General features: G+C 38.9%; 16 protein-coding genes and 1 pseudogene. 4 read left to right on the top strand and 13 right to left on the bottom strand.

The window, feature by feature from the left end:
* Nucleotides 1-10 precede the first annotated feature (10 nt).
* The 3 genes and pseudogenes from AAFX60_002340 to rppH form a co-directional block, all read right to left on the bottom strand.
* Nucleotides 11-814 (bottom strand): sulfite exporter TauE/SafE family protein, encoded by an 804-nt coding sequence (locus AAFX60_002340; protein XDF78059.1) that lies wholly within the window; start codon nt 812-814, stop codon nt 11-13.
* Nucleotides 814-3,074: pseudogene (gene ptsP / locus AAFX60_002335) on the bottom strand (phosphoenolpyruvate--protein phosphotransferase). The gene AAFX60_002340 and the pseudogene ptsP overlap by 1 nt, the downstream one beginning before the upstream one ends.
* A 38-nt stretch (nt 3,075-3,112) precedes the next feature.
* Complete coding sequence (rppH, locus tag AAFX60_002330) at nt 3,113-3,625, bottom strand: RNA pyrophosphohydrolase (protein ID XDF78058.1); 513 nt, start codon at nt 3,623-3,625, stop codon at nt 3,113-3,115.
* 597 nt (nt 3,626-4,222) lie between these two features.
* On the opposite strand from rppH, the gene mutH reads away from it, so the two are divergent.
* Nucleotides 4,223-4,891, top strand: coding sequence for a DNA mismatch repair endonuclease MutH (gene mutH / locus AAFX60_002325; protein XDF78057.1), 669 nt, complete (start codon nt 4,223-4,225; stop codon nt 4,889-4,891).
* Between the two features lie 52 nt (nt 4,892-4,943).
* On the opposite strand, the gene AAFX60_002320 is transcribed toward mutH, so the two are convergent.
* From AAFX60_002320 to xerD, 6 genes are all read right to left on the bottom strand, one after another.
* Nucleotides 4,944-6,281 (bottom strand): sigma-54 dependent transcriptional regulator, encoded by a 1,338-nt coding sequence (locus AAFX60_002320; GenBank protein XDF78056.1) that lies wholly within the window; start codon nt 6,279-6,281, stop codon nt 4,944-4,946.
* A gap of 387 nt (nt 6,282-6,668) precedes the next feature.
* A complete protein-coding gene (gene lysS, locus AAFX60_002315) occupies nt 6,669-8,174 on the bottom strand; it encodes a lysine--tRNA ligase (protein XDF78055.1) in 1,506 nt (501 codons plus the stop codon).
* Nucleotides 8,175-8,187: 13 nt separating this feature from the next.
* Entirely contained in the window at nt 8,188-9,285 is a 1,098-nt protein-coding gene (gene prfB / locus AAFX60_002310) for a peptide chain release factor 2 (GenBank protein ID XDF78054.1), read from the bottom strand.
* Nucleotides 9,286-9,554: 269 nt separating this feature from the next.
* Nucleotides 9,555-11,294 (bottom strand): single-stranded-DNA-specific exonuclease RecJ, encoded by a 1,740-nt coding sequence (recJ, locus tag AAFX60_002305; GenBank protein ID XDF78053.1) that lies wholly within the window; start codon nt 11,292-11,294, stop codon nt 9,555-9,557.
* A gap of 70 nt (nt 11,295-11,364) precedes the next feature.
* Nucleotides 11,365-12,141, bottom strand: a complete 777-nt coding sequence (dsbC, locus tag AAFX60_002300; GenBank protein ID XDF78052.1) for a bifunctional protein-disulfide isomerase/oxidoreductase DsbC — start codon at nt 12,139-12,141, stop codon at nt 11,365-11,367.
* A gap of 74 nt (nt 12,142-12,215) precedes the next feature.
* Complete coding sequence (gene xerD / locus AAFX60_002295; GenBank protein XDF78051.1) at nt 12,216-13,070, bottom strand: site-specific tyrosine recombinase XerD; 855 nt, start codon at nt 13,068-13,070, stop codon at nt 12,216-12,218.
* A 186-nt stretch (nt 13,071-13,256) separates the two neighbouring features.
* Here xerD and fldB point away from each other — a divergent pair, with 186 nt between their 5' ends.
* Nucleotides 13,257-13,775, top strand: coding sequence for a flavodoxin FldB (gene fldB, locus AAFX60_002290; protein XDF78050.1), 519 nt, complete (start codon nt 13,257-13,259; stop codon nt 13,773-13,775).
* A 115-nt stretch (nt 13,776-13,890) separates the two neighbouring features.
* Here the strand turns inward: fldB and brnQ are convergent, their stop codons facing one another.
* Nucleotides 13,891-15,204: a branched-chain amino acid transport system II carrier protein gene (brnQ, locus tag AAFX60_002285; GenBank protein XDF78049.1), complete on the bottom strand. Its 1,314-nt coding sequence runs from the start codon at nt 15,202-15,204 to the stop codon at nt 13,891-13,893.
* A 288-nt stretch (nt 15,205-15,492) separates the two neighbouring features.
* Between brnQ and AAFX60_002280 the strand changes: the two genes are divergently transcribed.
* Nucleotides 15,493-16,197 carry a methyltransferase gene (locus AAFX60_002280; protein ID XDF78048.1) on the top strand — a complete coding sequence of 235 codons (705 nt, stop codon included), beginning with the start codon at nt 15,493-15,495 and terminating at the stop codon, nt 16,195-16,197.
* 88 nt (nt 16,198-16,285) lie between these two features.
* Nucleotides 16,286-17,527 (top strand): ATP-dependent RNA helicase SrmB, encoded by a 1,242-nt coding sequence (gene srmB, locus AAFX60_002275; GenBank protein XDF78047.1) that lies wholly within the window; start codon nt 16,286-16,288, stop codon nt 17,525-17,527.
* Nucleotides 17,528-17,759: 232 nt separating this feature from the next.
* Here the strand turns inward: srmB and fbaA are convergent, their stop codons facing one another.
* From fbaA to epd, 3 genes are all read right to left on the bottom strand, one after another.
* Nucleotides 17,760-18,836, bottom strand: coding sequence for a class II fructose-bisphosphate aldolase (gene fbaA, locus AAFX60_002270; GenBank protein XDF78046.1), 1,077 nt, complete (start codon nt 18,834-18,836; stop codon nt 17,760-17,762).
* A 155-nt stretch (nt 18,837-18,991) separates the two neighbouring features.
* Entirely contained in the window at nt 18,992-20,155 is a 1,164-nt protein-coding gene (locus AAFX60_002265; protein XDF78045.1) for a phosphoglycerate kinase, read from the bottom strand.
* A gap of 166 nt (nt 20,156-20,321) precedes the next feature.
* Nucleotides 20,322-21,341 carry an erythrose-4-phosphate dehydrogenase gene (gene epd, locus AAFX60_002260; GenBank protein ID XDF78044.1) on the bottom strand — a complete coding sequence of 340 codons (1,020 nt, stop codon included), beginning with the start codon at nt 21,339-21,341 and terminating at the stop codon, nt 20,322-20,324.
* Between the last annotated feature and the right edge of the window lie 33 nt (nt 21,342-21,374).

Here is a 21,374-nt window from a genome sequence, read left to right as displayed (position 1 = left end):
ACTACTCTCTTTATCCTAAAAACATTTTACTGCCAATAAATACAAGAAATATGGCAAAGATTTTTTTTAACGTTGATGTTGGTAAATGCGATGTTAACTTTGCCCCTATTCTGGTCGTCAAAATAGAAGTTACACCAATACCGCATAATGCCGGTAAATAAACATATCCTAAACTCATGGGAGGTAAATTAGTCACTTGTACCCCATGAAGAATAAAACCTATCATGCCGGCAAGTGCTATCAATGTACCGCACAAAGAAGAACTGCCAATGGCTTTTCTCATCTCTATGCCATGAAAGCTTAAATACGGTACCGTTAATGAGCCACCACCAATTCCAGCTAAGCTTGAAACAATACCAATAACACTTCCTGAAGCGGCAATTTTAAGTGGAGATGGTAAAGTTCTGGTAGCAGTCAACTTAAGCGCTAATAGCATTTGCAAAGCAAGCAGAAGCACAATAACGCCGAATACTTTTGGTAAATATTGGCTTGGAATTAATTCTGCAACGTAGCTACCAAGAAAACCACCAGCTATCACCCCAGGAGCTAAACTACGAATAAGCGCTACTTCGACATTACCTAAACGTAAATGGTTCAACGCAGATGACGTTGAAGTTAAAATAATCGTTGCAAGTGAAGTACCTAATGCCATTTGCATTACAATTGAACTATCGATTCCCGCTTGAGGTAATAACCACAATAAAGCCGGTACAACTAACAAACCACCACCGATTCCAAGTAATCCAGCCATTACGCCAACGATACTACCTAGCAAAAGATATAAAACAAAAAGCGAACCAAAATCCACTGTCATTACCTGCCTGCTCGAATAAACCCAGAGAGATCTTTCTCTTCAAAGAAGCCAATCATATCAGTTAAAATTTGCTCTGCATCATCGTGATGTAAAAGAGTCGCAACTAATTGTTCAACTTCTTGCTGCGATACTTGCCTAATAATATATTTTACTTTGGCTACGTTAGAGGTGTTCATACTTAAGCTTTGATAACCCAAACCAAGCAGTAATAAACAACCAATTGGGTCCCCTGCAAGTTCTCCACAAACACTAACAGGCAATTTATATTGATTTGCCGTATCAATAATTTGCTTTAATGCGAGTAACACAGCGGGATGATAAGATTCATAAACATGTGAAACTCGTGCGTTATTTCGATCCACCGCTAAAAGGTATTGAGTTAAGTCATTAGTACCTACAGAAATAAAATCCACTAATCCAACAACTCTTGGTAACAAATACAGCATAGAAGGCACTTCTATCATCATACCTATACGAGGTTGTGAAAAGTCTCCTTCCGATTCACCAAGCACTTCTTCATAGGCTTGGTTAATAAGCTTTCTTGCTTGCTTTAATTCAGGTAAGCCTGAAATCATAGGTAACATAATGGACAAATTACCATTACCTATATTTGCTCTAACCATCGCTTTTAGTTGCAGAAGAAAGATATCAGGATGATCTAAAGTAAAACGAATACCACGCCAACCTAAAAATGGATTCTCTTCTTCAATTGGTAAATACGGTAATGGTTTATCACCACCAATATCTAACGTCCTCATAATGACTGGCTTTTTAGGATACGTTTCTAAAATAGTTTTGTATTGTAGGTACTGCTCTTCTTCTGATGGAAATCTCTGTTGTAATAAAAAAGGAATTTCAGTTCGATATAGACCCACACCATCAACCCCCTGATTAACAGCAATACTCGTATCTGCACTTAACCCTGCATTCAAATAAATTTTCATTTGATGCTCATCACGTGTAAATGTAGGTTTATCAAGATCTTGAGTGATTAATTCAGAAAGGGCTAACTCTTCATTTTGTAGCTCTGTATATTCTTGAATTAGCGCTTCTGTTGGCTTGATGTATAGAGCACCACTATAGCCATCTACAATAGCTAGGTTTTGATGGTAATGAGTTGGATTAAACTCCACCCCCATAATTGCAGGAATACCAAGCGCTCTTGATAAAATGGCTGCGTGAGAGTTTGCCGCACCTTCAAGCGAAATAACGGCTTTTAATTTATCTTGAGGAACACTCGCTAACATAGAAGCCGTTAACTGAGTCGTCACTAAAATCACGGGATGAGCTAAATCCAGCTCTAACTTACCTTCATAATTTAAAAAATAAAGTAATCTCTGTCCTAACTCACGAACATCATTCGCTCGCTCACTGAGGTATGAATCACTCATTTTTTCAAAACGCCCGGCGTATGACTCAATAACTTGACGCAATGCCCACTCGGCAGAATCACCTTGGTTGATCTGTTTTTTCAGATCTCCCTTCAACATAGGATCATTTAATAAGTGGGTGAAAAGATCAAAAATAGCCAACGTTTCGGTATTTAATTCTTGCTCAAAGCGTTTTTTAGCTCGGCGGAAATCTTTTAAAGCTAACTCAACCGCAGTACCTAAACGATCTTGTTCTTGCTCTGTATCAAGACATGAACTTGGTAGAATGGATTCTATTCTTGGTTGAGCATCGTCAAACCATAATGGAGCAATAGCCACACCATTTGATGCAGAGATACCTTTGAATTGCTTTTGTTCAATCGATTGGGGTTGTAATTGAGTTGACCAACTTTCATGAGCTTTAGCATGAGCAAGTACAACTGCAAGTTGCGCGGATAAGGTGACTAAAAAGGATTCTTCGACTTCAGTAAACTGACGTTTTTCCTTTTGTTGTACAACAAGCACACCAAGGTTTTGGCGTCGGTAAATAATCGGGTTGCTAGGAAGGAGTTAAACTTATATTCAGCAATACTAGGAATGTATTTATATGAAGGGTGTACAGAAGCATTCGCTAAGTTTAGCGGTTCACAACTACGCGCAACCAATCCAACTAAACCTTCATCAATCCCCAATGAAACGGTTTTTGGTTTCGCTTTTAGTCCTTCTGTCGCCATTAATTCTAAGCGCAGGTTATCATTACTCATCAAATAGACTGAGCAGCACTCTGTATGCATAGAGTGACGAGTATTTTTCACGAGCAACGCTAAAGCATCATCAAGAGACTCCGCTTTAGCTACGTGATCAACTATATCCCTGAGTTGAGTAAGCATGCTTGCCAATCCTTAAGGTTATATAAGGTATCGACCGCTTAACCTTTTTTACCTTTCCTTTTAAATTTTCGTTCCTTAAACGGCATAGCGATCACCGCGAACTCTTTTAGTGCTCGACGATAAACATCACGCTTAAATGAAACCACTTGTCTTACAGGGTACCAGTAGCTTACCCATCGCCAACCATCAAATTCAGGCGAGCGATCTCTTTGCATATTAACCTTGGATTCATCACATTCTAAGCGTAACAAAAACCATTTTTGTTTTTGTCCGATACAAACAGGTTTAGAGTCCCATCTAACTAGACGTTTCGGTAATTTATATCGTAGCCAATGACGGCTGCTTGCTAAAATACGAACATCATTTTTTGTCAGACCTACCTCTTCGTATAATTCACGGTACATGGCTTGTTCTGGAGTCTCACCATCATCAATACCACCTTGCGGAAATTGCCACGAATGCTGTCCGTATCGCTTCGCCCAGAATACTTGACCATGGCTATTACATATCACTATCCCGACGTTCGGGCGGAAACCATCGCCATCTATCACTGGATGACCTCATCATAAACTTATATTGACTCTGATTTTTTCACAGATCGGCTCTTTGAGCAAACAGGATCACGCTTTCTTGTCACGTTTTACCAAAATAACCTAATTTTCTGAATAACTTTTAATCACTGCTTAACTTATCAACACAACAATGAGATATAAGCCACATTTATTCACCTTTTCTGTGTATAACTTTGTGTAGAAGCTAAAAATAAATCATAAACGGTAAAAGTTAGCTCTTTAAATACAAAATAAAAACAAAAGCACCAAACAAACAAAAAACAATAAAACCAACAAGTTAAAGCAAAGATCTTTACCTTGATCTTTTCCACTAAAAAGTGATTGGATAATATAAACACAGATTGATTAAAGATCCACCAACAACCTAATTACCCACAATTAAGGCTATCTGATTAAGTATAAGAACTAAAAGTCAATGAGTTATTCAAAATTAAAGCACTGTATATGGATCCAGAAAAATAAGTAACGGATAAAATATATACACTATTGTGGATAACTTACTAAGATCCAAATTAGGTCAAAAAATAATGTTGATAATATGATAATCTATTCATTCAATCATGTTGAAGAGTCTTTATGAGCTTACCACCACCAAATACTATTGATGAATTATTACAACGAGCAGAAAGTATTGCAGGCTATACGCTATCTGAATTGGCAGAGCAGGCCGGCATCCCTGTGCCTGAAAATTTAAAGCGAGATAAAGGCTGGGTTGGTCAATTATTAGAATGGCATTTAGGAGCTTCAGCTGGCAGTAAACCTTTACCTGATTTCATCGATCTTAGTGTAGAACTAAAAACCATTCCAATCAGCTATACAGGTAAACCATTAGAAACGACTTTTGTTTGTGTCGCTCCATTAACAGGCGTACACAGCTTACAATGGGAAGAGTCTCATGTTCGTCATAAACTGGCTCACGTATTATGGATCCCTGTAGAAGGCGAGCGAGAGATCCCTGTCGGGGATCGTCATGTCGGATATCCAGTTTTATGGCAACCTTCTGTGGAAGAAGAACGACAGTTAAAACAAGATTGGGAAGAATTGATGGATTTAATTGTGCTCGGTAAGGTTGAGTCAATTACAGCAAAACATGGCGAAGTTCTTCAATTAAGACCTAAAGCAGCAAACAGCCAAGCGCTGACTGAGGCATATGGTGAAAATGGACAACCTATAAAAACGCTACCCCGCGGTTTTTATTTAAAAACTCAATTTACTCATTCGATACTGACTTCATTCTTCAGCTAAAAAAATAGGCCTACCTAATTCAAGGTAAGCCTATTCTTCAATAAGGGTTCGATTAGCTATAGCTTCTCGGCTCAGAAATCAAATTATGTTTATTTAATAAACGATACATAGTTGCTCGTGAAACACCTAATTCTTTTGCAGCTGAAGAAACTTGGCCATCATGAGATTCTAATACCATTAATAACGCATCTCTCTCCGAGTTTTCACGGATAACACGCAAACTGCGTTTTGTTTCACTGCGTTGCGGTAAGTCTAAGTGTTCAAGATCAATCGTCATGCTATCTGCAAGTAATACAGCACGTTTCACTTGGTTTACTAACTCACGTACATTACCAGGCCATTGATAATGCAACATCGTTTGTAATGCTTCTTCTGAGAACGTTCTTGCTTGTGTATTGTACTCTTTTGCATAACGCTGTAAGAAATGCTCTGCTAAAACCGAGATATCTGAACTTCTCTCTTTTAGAGATGGTACATGAATACGCAATACATTTAAGCGATAATACAACTCTTCTTTAAAGCTGCCTTCTTCAATCGCTTTTTCTAAATCGATGTGGCTTGCAACAATCACTCGAACATCTAAATCAACAAAACCTTTTTCAGTCTCGATATTACCTTCTTGTAAGAATCGTAATAGATGTTGCTGCTGACTAGCTGGCAAATCATTAATATCATTTAAAAATAATGTACCACCATTGGCTTGGAATAATTTAGATTCTTCTGGTGACGAAGAGTGAGAACCAAACAATTCTTGTTCAATTTTATTTTCAGATAGTGAACCACAGTTTAATGAAACAAATGGGCCTTTATTACGACCAGAAGATTCATGAACCGCTTTTGCTACTGCATCTTTACCTACACCACTTTCACCAGAAATAAGAATAGAAACATCTGTTGGAGCAACACGGCGGATTTGATCTCGCAGGCGCTTAACAGCTGGAGCTTCACCCAAGATACCAAGATCCGATTTATTCCCCATATTTGGCCATACTTTGCGTTCTAACTTAAGCATACCCAATTGGTGACCAATCGTGCTTAATAATTGAGCATCAGGAATTGGTGCAGTGAAGAAATCAATACAGAAGTTAACAATAAACTGGCAAATAGTATCTGAACTTAGCTGAGATTCACGGATGAAAGCCATCCAGCGAACTTGCTTATTGTTATTAACTAACGTTGCAATGCCATTAAGACTAAAATCATCTTGGCTTAAATCAACAATACCAATACATGGCCCAATCTCGTCAAACAGAGCTTGAGCTGCTCGAAGATCATAGCAACGATGACAACGCCAACCTACTTGTTCTAAAACGGCTAACCAAGGTTCATAGCTGCCACCTACAACAACTAAAGAGCCTGGAACCGAATCCATACGAAATTGAGTACCCATAACACTACCTCTAAATTCTTATTTCTAAACCAACTTAAAATGTTTCTTAGTTGCAACTATACAGGTTTTAAGACCTTATCTCGTCTCACAAATGAGATGCGCGTCATCCTTTTAACAAAAAAAATACATCTTAAGCATAATAAATAAATGACAGTTAACATATTAAAGAAATAGTTGAATCAAATATGAGATTAGAGAAGATTTATTGCATAAAAAAAAGGGTTTTTATTACTTTTTAACCGTTACATGACTATTAATTTGAATTGTAAAAATTAAGTCAATTGATAAAAAAGTGTAGTTATTTTCTCATTTTTAGTGCTTTAAGTAAGATAAATAAAAAAAGAGCGGCTAATTAGCCGCTCTTTCATCATGTTTATTTATTCTTTATTACGCTTGTGGACGCATTGATGGGAATAAAATAACGTCACGAATTGTGTGCGTGTTAGTTAATAGCATAACTAAACGGTCAATACCGATACCTTGACCAGCTGTTGGTGGTAAACCATGCTCAAGAGCTGTGATGTAGTCTGCATCGTAGTACATAGCTTCATCATCACCAGATTCTTTAGCATTAACTTGCGCTTTAAAACGCTCGTCTTGATCTTGTGCATCATTCAGCTCAGAGAAACCATTTGCTACTTCACGACCACCAATGAAGAATTCAAAACGATCAGTAATGAAATCATTGTCATCGTTACGACGTGCTAATGGAGAAATATCTGCTGGGTATTCAGTAATGAATGTAGGTTGCATTAGCTTAGGTTCAGCCGTTTCACCGAAGATCTCTTCAAGAAGCTGACCACATGTCCAGAAGCTTTCAACGTCAACATGTACAGATTTAGCAATAGATACCATTAGATCGCGATCTTTAACGCCTTCATACGTTAGCGCTTGGATCTCTGCGTGATCAGGGTTGTATTGTTTGATAGCATCTAACATGCTCATACGAGCGTATTTGCCACCAAAATCAACCGTGTGCTCACCATAAGGCATTTTGTCGCTACCTAAAACAGATGTTGCTACTGTAGATAGCATTTCTTCTGTAAGGTCCATTAGATCGTTGTAATCTGCATACGCCATGTAGAATTCCATCATTGTGAATTCTGGGTTATGACGTGGAGATAGACCTTCGTTACGGAAGTTACGGTTAATTTCGAATACACGTTCAAAACCACCAACAACTAGACGTTTTAAGTAAAGCTCAGGAGCAATACGTAGGTACATATCAACATCAAGAGCATTATGGTGCGTTACGAATGGACGCGCAGAAGCACCGCCAGGGATAACGTGCATCATAGGAGTTTCAACTTCCATGAAGCCTTTATCAACCATGAAGTTACGGATGGCAGCAACCACTTTAGAACGAACGATAAATGCATGACGTGAGTCATCATTTACGATTAGATCTACGTAACGTTGACGGTAACGCATCTCTTGGTCTGTTAAACCATGGAATTTTTCTGGTAATGGACGTAATGCTTTTGTTAGCAGTACATACTCTTCCATGTTCACGTAAAGATCACCTTTACCTGACTTATGAAGTGCACCTTTAACACCGATGATGTCACCGATATCCAAACCTTGGTATTTGTCTTTTAGTTCTTTTTGAACTTCTTTTGCTGCGTAAGCTTGGATCTTACCAGATACTTCTTGAATCAATAAGAAAGGACCACGCTTAGCCATAACACGGCCAGCAATTGCAACAACGTGGTTCAGTTCTTCTAGCTCTTCTTTGGTCTTTTCACCAAATTCAGCTTGAAGATCACCCGCTAGGCTATCACGACGGAAGTCATTTGGGTGGCCATTAGCTTTACATGCTTGACGAATATGGTCTAATTTACCACGACGTTCAGCAATCAGTTTGTTTTCATCTAGTTGTACTTGTTCAGTCATAATGAACCCTTTCTTATAATCCAGATTTTAAGCTGGCTTCGATAAATTTATCTAAATCACCGTCTAAAACGGCTTGCGTATTACGGTTTTCTACACCGGTACGCAAATCTTTAATGCGTGAATCATCTAATACGTATGAGCGAATTTGACTGCCCCATCCGATATCAGATTTAGCGTCTTCATTGGCCTGTTTTTCAGCATTTTGTTTTTGCAACTCATACTCAAACAATTTCGCACGTAACTGCTTCATTGCTTGATCTTTGTTCTTATGCTGAGAACGGTCATTCTGACACTGAACAACGATATTTGTTGGTACGTGAGTAATACGTACCGCAGATTCGGTGGTGTTTACGTGTTGACCACCCGCACCAGAAGCACGGTAAACATCAATACGTAAATCAGAAGGGTTGATATCAATCTGAATGTTGTCATCAATCTCTGGATAAATAAATGCAGATGCAAATGAAGTATGGCGACGACCACTAGAATCAAATGGCGATTTACGAACTAAACGGTGAACACCAGTTTCTGTACGTAACCAACCATAAGCGTATTCACCAGCGATACGAACTGTTGCGCCTTTAAGACCAGCAACTTCACCTTCTGATACTTCGATAACTTCTACTTTGAAGCCTTTTGCTTCAGCCCAACGTAAATACATACGCAGCATCATAGAAGTCCAATCTTGAGCCTCTGTACCACCAGAGCCTGATTGAAGATCGATATAACAGTCAGAAGCATCGTGATCACCAGAGAACATACGACGAAACTCAAGTTTCGCTAGCTTAGCTTCTAACTCAGCCAGTTCCGGTTCAATTTCATCAAAGGTTTCTTGATCTTCTTCTTCAACCGCAAGTTCTAGTAAGCCATCTACGTCTTCAACACCTTGATCTAAAAGATCAATGGTTTCAACAACAGCTTCTAGTGATGCACGTTCTTTACCTAGTGCTTGTGCACGTTCAGGTTCATTCCATACATCCGGTTGTTCTAGCTCTGCATTTACTTCTTCTAGACGCTCTTTTTTAGCGTCATAGTCAAAGGTACCCCTCAGGATATTTGTGCGTTCAGACACATCCTGGAGACGGTTTTTAATAGGATTAATTTCGAACATGGTGTTTTATCATCGCCGAATAAAAAATAACCGAGAGATTTTAACCAAAAGTGTGATAGAAATCGAGGTATTTCACCCTCTGAAAGCAAGAACAATAAAGATTGAGAAAATGGTGTAAAAAACATCACACCAAAACGTTTTTTATTTAACTTCCCAAAGAAAAATAAGGCCTATCTGTTTGCAACTAGACCATAAACATAACAACTCATTAAGTCTTTTTTAATGAGTTGTTCAGTGAAAATTAACGTGTTTTACGGATTATTCATGAATTAAAGTGGTTCAATGTTCTCAACCATAAGCTGTAAGGTCTGATTTCCACGAAATTCATTAATATCGAGTCGATAAGCTAACTTTACTTTTTGAACTGAAGCATCTGGCCAACGGCGAACATCAATATTAAATGCGATAGCATCAACCATTTTATTGGTTGGAAAATCACGGTGAATCGGCTCTAACATTAATTTAAGATGTTTTTCGCCCACTAGACGTTGGTTTAATACTTTAAATTCACCATCAAAAATAGGCTCAGGAAAAGCTTGTCCCCATGGTCCACCCGCACGGATAATTTCAGCCGTACCTAATGTAAATTCTTCTGGTGTTAGTGCACCATCAGATAAAATAATCCCTTTAAGAGCTTCTTCTTCTACCGACTCACGGACGACATCATCAAAAGCTTGACTGAATTTTTTGTAATCCGCCTCTTTAATGGTTAATCCAGCAGCCATAGCATGTCCACCAAATTTCAAAATAAGGCCTGGATTTCTAGTATCAATCAAATCTAATGCATCACGCATATGAAAGCCTGCAATAGAGCGGCATGATCCTTTAATAAAACCATCACCACCGTCAGCAAAAGCAATGACAGGACGATGATATTTTTCTTTTATACGTGAAGCCAAAATACCAATAACACCTTGGTGCCAATCACGCTGAAACAACACCAATCCAAAAGGCAATTCACTTTGAGCACCAAACTCTAATCGCTCACAAATAGCCATGGCTTCTTCTTTCATGCCCTGCTCAATTTCTTTTCGAGTTTGATTTAATGAATCTAATTCTGCCGCCATACGACGAGCGGCATGAATGTTATTTGACATTAAAAGCTCAACGCCAAATGACATATCATCCAAACGACCCGCTGCATTTATTCTTGGGCCTAACGCAAACCCAAAGTCAGAAGCAACAATACGTGATGGAACTCGGTTAGCCACTTCAATCAGCGCTTGGATCCCTGGTCGACACTTACCAGCGCGAATGCGTTGAATACCTTGATGAACAAGAATTCGATTATTTTCATCCAAAGCAACTAAGTCAGCCACAGTCCCAAGCGCAACTAAATCAAGTAAATCAGCTAAATTCGGTATCGCTATATTTTGTTTTTCAAACCAATTTATTTCACGAAGACGAGCACGAATAGCAAGCATTAAATAAAAGGCAACACCTACACCTGCTAAAGATTTAGATGGGAATGCGCACGCCTCTAAATTAGGGTTTACAATCGCATCAGCAAGAGGCAAATGAGCACCAGGTAAGTGATGATCCGTTACCACAACTTGCATACCATATTCTTTTGCTTTCAAAACACCATCAATGGATGAAACACCATTATCAACGGTCATGATGATCTCAGCACCCATCTCTTTTGCTTGATCCACAACATCAGGACTCAAGCCATAGCCGTCTTCAAATCGGTTAGGCACCAAGTAATCGACATTTTGACTTCCCATCATACGAAATGCCATTACAGATAATGCTGAACTGGTTGCACCATCGGCATCAAAATCCCCAACAACGATAATACGAGTTTGCTTTTGAATTGCTTCAACTAGGATATCTACAGCTTTAGAAATACCGTGCATTGATTGAAATGATAGTAAAAATTTTGCACCACGCTCAAGCTGCGAGCTTGATGTAATCCCTCTCGCTGCATAAATTCGCTGCAAAATCGGAGGTATCGAATCAGGAAGTTGAGTTGAGGATGGTACTGTTCGACGTTTCACTTCAATCATGAATTTCACCTAGTTTTTCAATAAAAAAATCCCCGCATATACGGGGATTAAAATGAATGGCTTTACTGAATTATTTTTCTAAATCAGATAGAAGCTCTCGTGCTGGTTTGTATCCAGGAACAAGATCACCACTTGGAAGAACGATTGCTGGTGTTCCATTTACACCCATCTTTCTACCTAATAAATACTGTTCTTTAATGATGTTTTTACACTCTGCAGTTGCAGGTTTTGAACCATTAATTGGACGATTTGATTTTGCATCTTCCATTGCTTGCTGTTTATCATCAGCACACCAAATTTGAGCCATTTTATCAGCAACTGATCCTTGGTAGCCTTGGCGAGGGTATGCTAAATAACGAACGGTAATACCCGCATCATTATAGTCTTTCATCTCTTTATGCAGTTTTGTACAGTAACCACAAGTAATATCTGTAAATACAGTAATAACGTGTTTTTCGTTTTTAGCTGGGAATACAATCATATTTTCGCTTTGGCTATCCACCAATTTAGCAAAACGAGCAGCTAATAAATCTTTCATGTCGCCATTTTCATCAAACTCAAAAATTCGACCTTGAATAAAATGCTTACCATCTGAAGATACGTAAAAAATCCCAAACGGTGTTTCAACTTGTTTAAAACCATCTACTTCAGAATCATGGATAGCTTCTACAGGCAAACCTAAAGTCGTTAGTCGCTGAGTAATAGCTTGTTCTGCATCAGGTTGAGCAGCCTCAACAGCAGAAGGTGACGCATCCTGGTTTTTTGCTTGTTCATCTGAACATGCAGTAAAAGAAACTACGCTCATTAAAGCAATGATCATCGCACTAGTTCGGCGAATAAATGACATAAGGGTACCTATAAAAAATGTAATTGTAGAAGATTTGAAGTTTAGAGTTTTTAAACCACCAGAAGTTCCCTCAATTATGAGCGAGGGTGATGCTCTTGATGAATTTGCTTCAAACGTTCCGTTGCTACATGAGTATATATTTGTGTTGTTGAAAGATCACTATGTCCTAACAACATTTGTACAACACGGAGATCTGCGCCATAGTTTAAAAGATGTGTAGCAAAAGCATGTCGCAATACGTGTGGCGATAATTTATCAGAATCAATACCAGCAATAACAGCATAATGCTTAATTCGGTGCCAAAATGTCTGACGAGTCATTTGTTTTGCTCGTTTACTAGGAAACACGACATCCGAACTTTTTTCACCAAGCAGCATTGGACGACCATGAGTTAAAAACTGCTCAATCCAATCTACGGCATTCTCTCCCATTGGGACTAAACGTTCTTTATCACCTTTACCAGTAACTCGTACAACACCTTGGCGTAAACTTACATTTTCCATGGTTAAGCTAACTAGCTCAGTAACACGTAAACCTGTTGCATAAAGTAGTTCTAACATTGCTCGATCTCGAAGCTCTAGAGGATCTTCGACATTCGGAGCATTAAGCAACGCATCAACTTGCTCTTCACTTAAATCTTTTGGTAAGCGTTGAGGTAATTTAGGGCTAGCAAGTAATGCTGTGGGATCATCTCCGCGGATTTTTTCACGATGTAAATACTGAAAAAAACGACGTAATGCAGACAGCATTCGAGCTCGAGAAGTTTGTTTATATTCTTTATCAACTAAATAAGCTTGAAACTCATTAAGTCCCATCGCTGAAATAGAAGCACATTTATAGTGATTATCTTCTAACCACTGCAACAACTTCACTAAATCGTTTCGATATGAAGCCAACGTATTTTCAGACAGGCCACGCTCCATCCACATGGTATCTAAAAACGCTCCATTAATGCCATATCATTATTCATCTACTTACCACTTAACGTACATTCCAGAAAACACTGGTTAGAATTACAGTATTAAACAATTTTACCCACTTTAAATGCAAGTTTAATTTTAATAATCATTTACGGTAAACTAACTCTATATTTATTCATCGTTAAGGTAATGAAAATGAAAATCGGTCTGTTTTATGGTTCTTCAACTTGTTATACCGAAATGGCATCTGAAAAAATCAGAGCTTTTATTGGAGAGGATCTTGTTGATGTCTTTAATATTAAAGAGACACCAGTGACCACAATGAATGATTACGATCTTTTATTACTTGGGATCTCTACATGGGATTTTGGTGAAATCCAAGAAGATTGGTTAGCCGTCTGGGAAGAGTTAGATGGCCTATCTCTAGATGGAAAAACAATTGCATTATTTGGTCTTGGCGATCAAGAAGGCTACGGTGAATGGTTCTTAGATGCCATGGGCTTATTACATGATGAATTAAAAGCAACGAATGCTAAATTCATTGGCTATTGGAAAAATGAAGGTTACCAATTCGACGCATCAAAAGCATTAACTGAAGATGAATCTCACTTTGTTGGTTTAGCTCTAGATGAAGACAGTCAGTATGATAAAAGTGATGAGCGTATTGAGCAGTGGTGTGAGCAGGTTTTAGTAGAATATCACGAGTCACTTTAGAACTAGAAACGATACGCTTTGCTAGCTAGAGCACTGCATTACTATAAAAGAAAAGAGCGAGTGAACTTAAACAGTTATACTCGCTCTTATAGTCTCTAGTCTCTAGTCCCTAAAATTATGCATTTTCAGTCACTAATTCGTCTTCTTTCTTACCGACAAAACGAACAATGATCATCGAAGCAAATGTTGGAATCACCCAAGCCATACCATGGTCAAACATTGGTAACATTGAGAAAGCAGACATATCCGCACCAGCAACTTTCGCAGCATCTAATATCGCAAAACACGTCGCAACAGAAATAACGACACGATAAGCTAATTGTGGATTTGGCATCATTTTACGAATAAAAGCCAACACAACTAATGCAATTGCTACCGGGTAAAGTAAGAATAATACAGGAACCGAAAGCGTAATTAGCTGAGTTAATCCAACATTAGCAACTACTGCACATGCTACACCAACAATAATAACCCAAGACTTATATGTCACTTTACAGATTGAGCTAAAGTAATCTGCGCAAGCTGAAATCAGACCAATAGCCGTTGTTAAACAAGCAATTAATACAATAACAGATAATACCGTCTGCCCAGAAGTACCAAACAATGCATGAGTATAAGCTGTTAGTATTGCCCCACCATTATCAGCCCCTGCTGCAACCGTACTAGACGTTGCACCTAAGTAGAATAATGATACGTACACAAAAGCTAAGCCCGATGCCGCAATTAAACCAGCAATCGTTAAATATTTAGTTGTCGCTTTATGCTCTGTAATACCTTTGCTCTTCAATGCATCGATGATCAAAATACCAAACATTAAGGCACCAAACGTATCCATTGTATTGTAACCTTCAAAAAATCCTGTTGTTAGAGGGCTATCAACATACTTACCTGTAGCAGCAACAATATCACCTTGAGGATTAACGAATACAGCAATAGCAAGCACAATTAACCCAATGAACAATGCTGGCGTTAAAAACTTACCAATAGTGTCAATCAATTTACCTTGAGACCATGCAAAAAACATTGCGATAGAGAAGAATACAATTGAAAATAGAGTCAGTGAAAATTGACCTGCATCCGCTCCGATAAATGGTTTCGCTGCCATTTCATATGCCACCAAACCTGTTCGAGGAGCAGCAAAAGCAGGACCAATAATAACAAACATTAAAATTGCCATTATCATTGCTACTTTAGGAGGTAGGTCACGTGTTAGGTGCTGCCAAGAGCCACCAGAGACACCAATAGCAATGATAGTTAATAATGGTAAACCAACAGCTGTGATTAAAAATCCACTCATTGCACCAAAAACGTGCTCACCAGCCATTTGGCCAGCAATTGGTGGGAAAATAATATTGCCTGCGCCTAAGAAAAAGGCAAAAAGCATAAAGCCAACGGCAATGATATCGGCTAGTTTTAATGACTGTTTCACAATAAAACCCTTGTATAATGTTGTGTGTATTTAATTTTATGTTTTATATCTATATATGATATATCTTCCAGAATAATGAACAAATTATCACAAGTTCGCAATACCTTAGCGTAAAACACCATAATCTAGTTAAATATTAGTTAAAAACTAGATTATTAATCTATTTAAGCAATCGCAAACAGAATATCTGGTAAGTATAAAAACATTTAACAATAGATCCCAAATAGAACAATAAACCAGTTAACAACTTAATTACAAAATTAACAACCATCTCCCAATAGGCCTATTATGAGCAAAAGCTTTACTTTCAAACAATTTCATATCGATATTGGTTCATGTGGAATGCCAGTTAGTACTGATGGGGTGCTATTAGGTGCTTGGGCAGATATTAGTGCGTGTAGCCAAATATTAGATATAGGTGCTGGAACGGGGTTATTAAGCCTAATGAGTGCACAAAGAAATTCAGATGCACACATTGATGCCATAGAATTAATGCCAATCGCCGCTGACGTTGCTCGTTTAAATTTTTGTCAAAGCCCATGGAAAGAGCGACTCACTCTTATTCATCATGACTTTCTTACTTACCAAGCACCTCATAAATATGACGCTATTATTTGTAATCCTCCTTATTTTAATAATGGAGAACAATCACAAAAAGGTGAACGTTCTACCGCTCGACATACAGATAGCCTTCCTTTTGACAAACTATTACAACACTGTAAAACACTGATTTCCCCAACGGGTCGTGCTAGCTTTATTCTTCCAGTATTTGAAGGTGAACTTTTTATTAAAGTGGCTAAAAACGATGATTTTCATTTAACCAAAATAACAAAAGTAAAAACTACTGAAAAAAAATTTCCTACTCGCCTTCTTATCGAGCTATCTCTTTTTCCTCATATTTATCAAGAGAGTACACTCACAATTCACGACGGAAATGGGTATAGCGACGACTTTATTAAGTTAACTAGAACGTTTTATCTCAATATGGATTAAAAGATCGGTGATTTATTAGAGATGGATCACTATAATGTCCGGCTGACACTATATTTTTAAAATTTCATACCTGAACGGAGAATCAACAGTGATCAAAACGTTTGCTGACCTCGATCTATCACCTAACCTATTGCGTGCTCTTGAGGAGATAGATTATCAACGTCCAACTCAAGTTCAGGCTATGACTATCCCTGAAGCATTAGAAGGTAAAGATATCCTTGCTTCTGCACCAACAGGGACAGGTAAATCTGCTGCATTCTTATTACCTGCTCTTCAGCACTTAGATGACTTCCCTCGTCGCGAACCAGGACCTGCTCGTATTCTTATCCTGACGCCTACACGTGAATTAGCAATTCAAGTCGCTGATGAAGCTCGTCAATTAGCAAAATATACTCGTCATAAAGTATTTACGATTACAGGTGGTATTAGCTACCAAGATCACGCTGATATTTTAGCAACTACTCAAGATATCGTTGTAGCAACTCCTGGTCGTTTAATGGAGTACATTGAAGCTGAGCGCTTTGATTGCCGAGCTATTGAAACCCTTATTCTTGATGAAGCAGACCGCATGTTAGATATGGGTTTTGGCCCTGTTGTTGACCGTCTATCTAAAGAATGCCGCTGGCGTAAGCAAACCTTCTTATTCTCAGCGACATTAGAAGGTCGTGGCGTAGAAGGCTTTACTGCAGACCTACTGAATGAACCAGCAGAGATTAATGCAGAGCCATCACGCCGTGAGCGTAAAAAGATCACTCAGTGGTACCACCGTGCTGACAACATGGCTCATAAAATTGATCTGTTAAAAAATATCTTAACAGAGCAAGCTGAACGCTCAATTGTATTCGTAAAAACACGTGAACGTTTAGCGGAACTTCGTGGTCACTTAGAAACAGCTAAGATCCCTTGTGCTTGGATTCAAGGTGAAATGGCTCAAGAAAGCCGTAATAACGCAATTGCTCGCTTCCGTGACGGAACAGTAAACGTGTTAATTGCGACAGATGTTGCTGCTCGTGGTATTGATTTACCTGACGTTTCACACGTTATCAACTTTGACATGCCACGTACTGCTGATGTGTACTTACACCGTATTGGTCGTACCGCTCGTGCTGGTAAAAAAGGTAATGCGGTATCTTTAATTGAAGCGCATGATCAACCAATGATGGAGCGTGTAGGTCGTTACATCAAAGAAGATGACATCATTAAAGAACGCTTCATCGAAGGGCTAAAACCTAAGCATAAAAAACCTGTTTTCAAAAATAAACAGAAGAAAAATGCGAAGAAGAAAGCTGCTTTAGCGAAGAAAAAAGCACCGAAGAAAAAGAAGAAATAATATCTATACGCTTAGCTAACTAGAATGCTTAGCTCAAGAAACGATAAAAGCAGTCTGTATTACAGGCTGCTTTTTTATTAGAAGTCACTTAGGTACTAGGGACAAGAACGCTTAGCTTCGAGTAAAAAGACTCGTCCCTATACTCTCGCCTCTAATCTCTTTTTACAAACATAAAAAAACCGCTAATTAGCGGTTTTTTATTAACTCAATTCGAGCTGTCTATAATAAAAAATTATAGTACGTCGATTGCGTTAAGGTCAGCAAATGCTTTCTCAAGACGAGTAACCATAGAAGCTTGACCAGCACGTAGCCATACGCGTGGATCGTAGTACTTCTTGTTTGGCGCAGATTCGCCAGTTGGGTTACCGATTTGACCTTGTAGGAAATCACGGTTTTCAGCTTCGTAAGTACGGATACCGTCCCAAGTAGCCCATTGTGTATCAGTATCGATGTTCATTTTGATAACACCGTAACCGATAGACTCTTGGATTTCAGCTTCAGAAGAACCTGAACCACCGTGGAATACGAAGTTTAGAGCGTTAGGTGCAATACCGAACTTCTCTGCACAGTATGCTTGAGAGTCACGTAGGATAGTTGGAGTAAGTACAACGTTACCAGCTTGGTAAACACCGTGTACGTTACCGAAAGATGCAGCGATAGTGAAACGTGGGCTGATAGCGTTTAGTTTCTCGTATGCGTATGCAACATCTTCAGGAGAAGTGTAAAGCTCAGATGCGTCCATGTGAGAGTTATCAACGCCGTCTTCTTCACCACCAGTACAACCTAGTTCGATTTCTAGAGTCATGCCCATCTTAGCCATACGCTCAAGGTATTTGCCAGAGATTTCGATGTTTTCTTCTAGAGACTCTTCAGAAAGGTCGATCATGTGAGAAGAGAATAGAGGTTTACCAGTTTCAGCGAAGAATGCTTCACCAGCGTCTAGTAGACCGTCGATCCATGGAAGAAGTTTCTTAGCAGCGTGGTCAGTGTGAAGAATAACTGGAACACCGTAAGCTTCAGCTACAGCGTGAACGTATTTAGCACCAGCTACAGCACCAAGGATTTGAGCACCTTGACCTTCAAGTTTAACGCCTTTACCAGCGAAGAAACCAGCACCGCCGTTAGAGAATTGAACAACAACTGGAGCTTTAACTTTAGCAGCAGCTTCTAGAACACCGTTGATTGAATCAGTGTTAACTACGTTTACTGCAGGAAGAGCAAATTTGTTTTCTTTTGCTACTTCAAATACTTTCTGTACGTCGTCGCCAGAAATAACACCAGGTTTTACAAAATCGAAGATCTTAGACATGGAAATAGTCCTATTTATTCTATCGTTTTAAAAATTAAAAAACTTACGTTTAAACTTTTGCAAACGTTTGCTCACAACTGTCGGTATTGTATCAATAAACCTTGCCATCAACAAACGTAAAAAGCGGGAATGATTAGATTCCCGCTCTTAAATAATTATGCTTTAGCACGCTCTTCAAGCATTGCTACTGCAGGAAGTACTTTACCTTCAACGAATTCAAGGAATGCACCACCACCTGTAGAGATGTAAGATACGTCAGCTTTAATACCGAACTTGTCGATAGCTGCTAGTGTATCACCACCACCTGCTACAGAGAAACCTGCAGATTCAGCGATTGCTTTAGAGATACCCGCTGTACCCGCTTCGAAGTTTTTGAATTCGAATACGCCAACTGGACCATTCCAAAGAATTGTTTTCGCATTGCCGATGATTTCAGCAAGTGCAGCTGTTGAATCTGGACCAAGGTCGAAAATCATGTCGTCATCTTGAACTTCAGAAACGTGTTTGATTTCAGCTTCAGCGTTTTCGTCAAATGCTTTCGCACATGCAACATCAGTAGCAACTGGAATTGCACACTCTTTCATTAATTTTTGAGCTGTTTCAACTAGGTCTGCTTCGTATAGTGATTTACCTACGTTGTGACCTTCAGCAGCGATGAATGTATTCGCGATACCACCACCAACAACAAGTTGGTCAGCGATTTTAGATAGTGACTCAAGAACTGTTAGCTTAGTAGATACTTTTGAACCACCAACGATAGCAACTAGTGGACGCTCAGGGTTAGACATTGCTTTACCAAGTGCTTCAAGTTCTGCTGCTAGTAGTGGACCAGCACACGCTACAGGAGCGTTCATGCCAACACCGTGAGTAGATGCTTGTGCACGGTGAGCAGTACCAAATGCATCCATTACGAAGATGTCACATAGTGCAGCGTATTTCTTAGAAAGCTCTTCTTCGTTCTTCTTCTCGCCTTTGTTGAAGCGAACGTTTTCAAGAACAACTAATTCACCAGCGTTCAGTTCAAGACCGTCTAGGTAATCTTTTGCTAGCTTAACGTCACAATCTAGTGCGTCATTCAAGTAGTTAACTACAGGAGCTAGAGAGAACTCTTCGTTGTACTCGCCTTCCGTTGGACGACCTAGGTGAGAAGTAACCATTACTTTAGCGCCAGCTTCCAAGCAAAGCTTGATAGTTGGTAGAGATGCAAGGATACGTGCATCAGAAGTTACTTTACCATCTTTAACTGGTACGTTTAGGTCAGCACGGATAAATACGCGTTTACCTGCAAGTTCCAGGTCAGTCATCTTGATTACAGACATGTTTTGTCCTCTCAATTAAATAATAAAAAGTTTTCAAGCTCGGCGTCATTGCCAAACCGATTAAATTCTTACTGCATTATTCAGTAAATAGGGATGCAGTTCACTTTTTTCAAGATAAAAATTCATCTTTTTTATCTTTTCATCACAAATTTACTGATTACTGAGTTTATTTACTCATTGCTAATGCGGTATCTAGCATCCGATTAGCAAAACCCCACTCGTTATCGCACCAAACTAGCATTTTAACTAAATGCCCATTACTTACCCTTGTTTGTGATCCATCGACAATGGCGCTGTGGGGATCATGATTAAAGTCGATAGAAACAAGCGGCGCTTCAGTATAGTCAACAATGTTATGTAATGTACACCGAGATGCGTTAACAATGGTTTGATTTATGTCATTAACTTTCACATTTGTATTAATTGTTACACTTAAATCCATCGCAGTTACGTTTACCGTTGGTACTCGCACAGAAATCGCTTCAAACTTGTTAGAAAATTTCGGAAATATTCTTTCAATACCTTTATGCAACTTAGTATCAACAGGAATAATAGATTGGCTAGCGGCTCTAGTACGACGTAAATCTGAATGGTAAGCATCAATAACTTGTTGGTCATTCATTGAAGAATGGATGGTGGTAATGGTGCCAGAATCGATACCAAACGCATCATCAATCGCTTTAATAACAGGAATAATGCAATTGGTAGTACATGATCCATTAGAAACAATTCGATGTTCTGGTAATAACGTATCGTGATTCACACCATAAATAATAGTGTTATCTAAATCAGAGCCACCAGGGTGAGAAAATAGAACCTTCTTAGCTCCAGCAGTAATGTGTTTTTCACCATCAGATTTAGAACCGTACACTCCCGTACAATCCAAAACTAAATCAACCTCTAACGATTGCCATGGTAAAAGAGAAAGATCCGCTTGATGTAATATGCGAACCTTATCTTGAGAGCCGTCAGGTAAATCAATATAAAGGTATTCTTGATCGTGGGTGACTTTGTGTTGAAAGCGTCCGTGAGTTGAATCATATTGAAATAAGTGCGCCATCGCTTCAGGCTGTGATAATTCATTAACAGCCACCACTTCTATTTTATCGCGCTTATCACTCTCGTATAACGCTCGAAGTACACTACGACCAATTCTGCCAAATCCATTTATTGCCACTCTCAACATAATACATAACTCTCTTTTTCCATTTGCGGTTAT

The organism is Aliivibrio fischeri (genome assembly GCA_038993745.2).
Classification (GTDB): domain Bacteria; phylum Pseudomonadota; class Gammaproteobacteria; order Enterobacterales; family Vibrionaceae; genus Aliivibrio; species Aliivibrio fischeri_B.
Note: the sequence above shows the minus strand (reverse complement) of the source record. Positions and strands in the feature narration are given on the sequence as shown.

What these genes read in the sequence shown, in the direction of transcription:
- fbaA (XDF78046.1), bottom strand. Translation starts at nt 18,836, where the DNA reads ATGTCTAAGATCTTCGATTTTGTAAAACCTGGTGTTATTTCTGGCGAC.
- AAFX60_002320 (XDF78056.1), bottom strand. Translation starts at nt 6,281, where the DNA reads ATGGGTACTCAATTTCGTATGGATTCGGTTCCAGGCTCTTTAGTTGTT.
- xerD (XDF78051.1), bottom strand. Translation starts at nt 13,070, where the DNA reads ATGTGGATGGAGCGTGGCCTGTCTGAAAATACGTTGGCTTCATATCGA.
- prfB (XDF78054.1), bottom strand. Translation starts at nt 9,285, where the DNA reads ATGTTCGAAATTAATCCTATTAAAAACCGTCTCCAGGATGTGTCTGAA.
- AAFX60_002340 (XDF78059.1), bottom strand. Translation starts at nt 814, where the DNA reads ATGACAGTGGATTTTGGTTCGCTTTTTGTTTTATATCTTTTGCTAGGT.
- AAFX60_002280 (XDF78048.1), top strand. Translation starts at nt 15,493, where the DNA reads ATGAGCAAAAGCTTTACTTTCAAACAATTTCATATCGATATTGGTTCA.
- mutH (XDF78057.1), top strand. Translation starts at nt 4,223, where the DNA reads ATGAGCTTACCACCACCAAATACTATTGATGAATTATTACAACGAGCA.
- epd (XDF78044.1), bottom strand. Translation starts at nt 21,341, where the DNA reads ATGTTGAGAGTGGCAATAAATGGATTTGGCAGAATTGGTCGTAGTGTA.
- fldB (XDF78050.1), top strand. Translation starts at nt 13,257, where the DNA reads ATGAAAATCGGTCTGTTTTATGGTTCTTCAACTTGTTATACCGAAATG.
- recJ (XDF78053.1), bottom strand. Translation starts at nt 11,294, where the DNA reads ATGATTGAAGTGAAACGTCGAACAGTACCATCCTCAACTCAACTTCCT.
- AAFX60_002265 (XDF78045.1), bottom strand. Translation starts at nt 20,155, where the DNA reads ATGTCTGTAATCAAGATGACTGACCTGGAACTTGCAGGTAAACGCGTA.
- dsbC (XDF78052.1), bottom strand. Translation starts at nt 12,141, where the DNA reads ATGTCATTTATTCGCCGAACTAGTGCGATGATCATTGCTTTAATGAGC.
- lysS (XDF78055.1), bottom strand. Translation starts at nt 8,174, where the DNA reads ATGACTGAACAAGTACAACTAGATGAAAACAAACTGATTGCTGAACGT.